Origin of the sequence: Alkalispirochaeta americana, assembly GCF_900156105.1 — a bacterium.
Lineage (GTDB): Bacteria > Spirochaetota > Spirochaetia > DSM-27196 > Alkalispirochaetaceae > Alkalispirochaeta > Alkalispirochaeta americana.
Genome location: NZ_FTMS01000045.1, coordinates 1 through 3434 on the forward strand (window position 1 = coordinate 1; position 3434 = coordinate 3434).

3 protein-coding genes are annotated in these 3434 nt (G+C 58.3%); 1 reads left to right on the top strand and 2 read right to left on the bottom strand.

The genetic code is table 11. The features are described 5' to 3' along the window. Nucleotides 1-427: 427 nt before the first annotated feature. On the bottom strand, nucleotides 428-1519 hold the full coding sequence (locus BW950_RS14510) for a sugar kinase (protein WP_076490010.1): 1092 nt from the start codon (nucleotides 1517-1519) through the stop codon (nucleotides 428-430). After that, a complete protein-coding gene (locus BW950_RS14515) occupies nucleotides 1519-2202 on the bottom strand; it encodes a bifunctional 4-hydroxy-2-oxoglutarate aldolase/2-dehydro-3-deoxy-phosphogluconate aldolase (protein ID WP_076490011.1) in 684 nt (227 codons plus the stop codon). Before BW950_RS14515 ends, BW950_RS14510 begins: the two co-directional genes overlap by 1 nt. A gap of 127 nt (nucleotides 2203-2329) precedes the next feature. Here BW950_RS14515 and BW950_RS14520 point away from each other — a divergent pair, with 127 nt between their 5' ends. Then, nucleotides 2330-3121 carry an IclR family transcriptional regulator gene (locus BW950_RS14520; protein WP_076490012.1) on the top strand — a complete coding sequence of 264 codons (792 nt, stop codon included), beginning with the start codon at nucleotides 2330-2332 and terminating at the stop codon, nucleotides 3119-3121. The last annotated feature ends 313 nt before the right edge of the window (nucleotides 3122-3434 follow it).

Below are 3434 nucleotides of genomic sequence, written 5' to 3' on the forward strand. Positions count from 1 at the left end.
TGTTGAGACCGAGCATATCCAGGCGGTGATTTCGCGATAACACCAGCGCGGGGACTTCGGTTCCCGCGCTGGTGTTCCTTGAAATACCAATTCGGCCAAAAGCAGAAATGCTATGCCACTGCGGGAAAATCGACCAGATTCATGATCAGCCTGCGGAAAACACTGCGGGATGCCGTGATAAAATAGCGCGGGCGCTTACAACGGGTCGCCTATGGCTTCCGGGACGACGAATATTTCTTTCTTCGCATCCGTCACGCATTCCCCGGAATTCGACGATGAACCTAGAAGAAGGGCCACCTGGCAAAAGACCTCAGCGGCGCTCTTTGAAAGAGCCCCTACAGTAATTCCGTCATTTCACCACTTTTTGCGAATACTCCGACCTTCAACACCAACCGCCTGCACGCCAGATGCGTGAGCTACTCGCTAGCTACCGTCGCACTCGCCCGGAGGTATCACCGCCAGCGAGAGCCTCGACCTCGGCGCGGCTCACAATGTTGAAATCCCCCTCAATGGAGTGGCAGAGTGCGCTTGCGGCCACCGCAAAGTCAAGAGCCCCTTGGAGATCTTTCGCGTATGCAGGATCGTCGAGGGCGACAATCAGCCCCGCCCCGAAGGAGTCACCGGTACCAACGCGGTCGACGATGTGGGTGATTTCGTGGGCTGTGTACCGCCCATCCCTCCGGGGCGCAAACAGAGCCTCGTCCGTCTCGGCGGTGTAGAGCATTGCCCCCCACCGGTTGTGAGAAGCGGAGACGCTTTCCCGCAAGGTAATCGCCACCATGTGAACCGAAGGAAAGCTCGTAGTAATCGCCCGGGCAACTTCGGGATAGCGGTCGATCGCGAGGGAGCCGGAATTGACATCCGTCTCTCCCGCGTAGATTCCCAGCACGTCCTCGGCGTCCGCCTCGTTGGCAATGACGAGATCAACAAAGGGAAGAATCTCTTCCATCGTGCGCCGGGCCAGAGTGCGCGGATCGGAACCCTTTTCCCAGCACCACAACTTCCTGCGGAAGTTGAGATCGCAGGAGACGGTAAGCCCCCGCTTCTTGGCGTGCTTGACCGCAGCGATCGTCGTGCGAGCCGCCTCTTTTGAGAGGGCCGGGGTGATGCCGGTGACGTGGAAGCGCATCGCCCCGGCAAATGCTGTGTCCCAATCGTAGGCGTCAAAGGGAGCACGCGCAACCGCCGAATCAGCCCTGTCGTACACCACTGAACTCGCGCGCTGATTGGCGCCGGCCTCGATGTAGTAGGCACCGATGCGTCCATCAGGAGTGCGGATGATCGAGCCTGTCTCGATTCCGACTCCACGAAGGAAGGCGACGCAAGCGTCGCCGATTGGATTATCCGGCAAGGCGGTGACAAATGTCGCTGCACCACCAAGCATCGTCACCGACGCGGCTACGTTGGCCTCGGCACCTGCAAAGGAGACTTCGAGTGATCCCGGCATCGTCTGGGCAATTCGCTTGAAGTCGGGAGTACGGAAACGGGTCATCACCTCACCAAAAGTAACAATGCTCATCAAGCCCCCCCCTGACCTACGCCGCCGCCTGCTTCCGGGCGCAGCTTAGCGATCTGCTCAGTCGCCGCCTGGGCGTTGGTTTCGATTTCGTCCCACTTGCCGGCGCGAATCAGGTCGTCAGCAGCTGGCCAAGAGCCGCCAACTGCGAGAATCTCCGGCATGGCAAGCCACTCATCGAGGTTGGCTAAACGGACCCCACCGAGGGGGATAAACGAGAGGCCCAGGTGGCGGTAAGCCGCGTTAACGCTCTTTAAGTACTTCGCTCCACCCATAGGATTGGCGGGAAAGAGCTTGAGAACACGGCAGCCCATGTTCCACGCCTTCTCGATGTCCGTGGGGGTAGCTATCCCCGGCGCGAAAGGCAAACCAATTTTCTCCGCCTCGGCGACGACTGCGGGGGAAAGCCCTGGCGAGACGGCAAAGTGTGCGCCCGCATCCCGGGCAGCGCGTACCTGTGCTGGTAAAAGTACAGTTCCCGCTCCAACGGTCATCTCCGGAACTTCCCGGGAGATCGCTTCCAGTGCAGCAAGAGACGCGTCCGTCCTCAGTGCGAGTTCAACATGTGTGATCCCTCCGCGGGCGAGAGCCCGCGCGGTGGGTACCGCATCCTTTTTGTCATCGATAACGACAACCACAATAATCCGCGACGCCGCGAGGGCGCCGTACAATTGATCTGACCACATGGTGCGATAATAATCTACCACCGAACATGCGTCAATAATAAAACAGCGTTTTATTTTAGGATACCGCGATTGACAAATCCGTGGGCAGGATGTACTGTATCGCTACATCCTTTGGCGGGAGCACAACGTGGCAGGGAGAAAGTCGGACGTCGCATCCGTCAAGGCGGTCATCAAAACGATCAGCATCCTCGAAGGTCTGGCCCAGTGCGATCAGGTCGGTGTAACCGAGATCGCGACAGCAACAGGGATGTCCAAGGCGACAGCTTTTCGTTTTCTCGCAACTCTGGAGCAACTCGGCTACGTCCAACAGGACGTCGATCAGGGATACTACAGCCTCACCCTCAAGCTCTTCGAAGTGGCAGGCATAGTCCGAGCGCGTCGCACCAAACTCGATGACGTACGCCCAGTCCTCCAGGCCCTCGCAGAGGCAACCCATGAGACGATCCACCTCGCCACCCTCGAGATCGACCACCTTGTTTACCTCTACAAGATTGAGTCTACCCTCTCGCTGAAGGTATCCATGCACTCAGAGGTAGGGCGCTCGGCGCCACTATACTGCACTGGCCTCGGCAAGGTGATGCTGGCCTACCAGCCGCCCAAACGCAGGGACCAGCTCGTCCATTCGATGGACCTTCACCAACATACACCCTTGACCATAACCAATCCAGACGCTCTTCAGGCCGAGCTCACACGGATCACCGAGACGGGGTACGCTCTTGACAACGAGGAACACGAGATCGGCGTGCGTTGCATTGCCGCACCCATCCGCAACAGCACAGGCGAGGTGATCGCTGCGCTGAGCATATCCGTCCCCTCGGTCCGACTCACTAACGACAAGATGGAGGAGTACCGCACCTACGTGCTCAACACCGCCGAACGGATAAGTGAGATCGTAGGCACGGGGTCTTGGAGAGGCTAATCCCTCGCTACCTCCGGCGTAATTGCACCCTCAGAAAGCGGTTGGCCGGTCAGCCGAAGATCGTCACCACCAGCAGTATCGCGAGAATCGAACTGACCGGTCGAGAAATAAACGACAGCAGGCCTCCCTGAGTTCGAATCAGACCAGCCCGAAGATTTCGCTCTACATATCGGGCCTAGAAAACGTCCGCAACCCCCTATTGGTTAAAAGGGCTTGCCGCTGTTTTGTGCAACCCCGAATTCCCCGAAAATGCAACGAGAATTCCCCAGACCTCGGGTGGGGAATTTTCTAGTGCCGCATGAGTGAGTTTTTC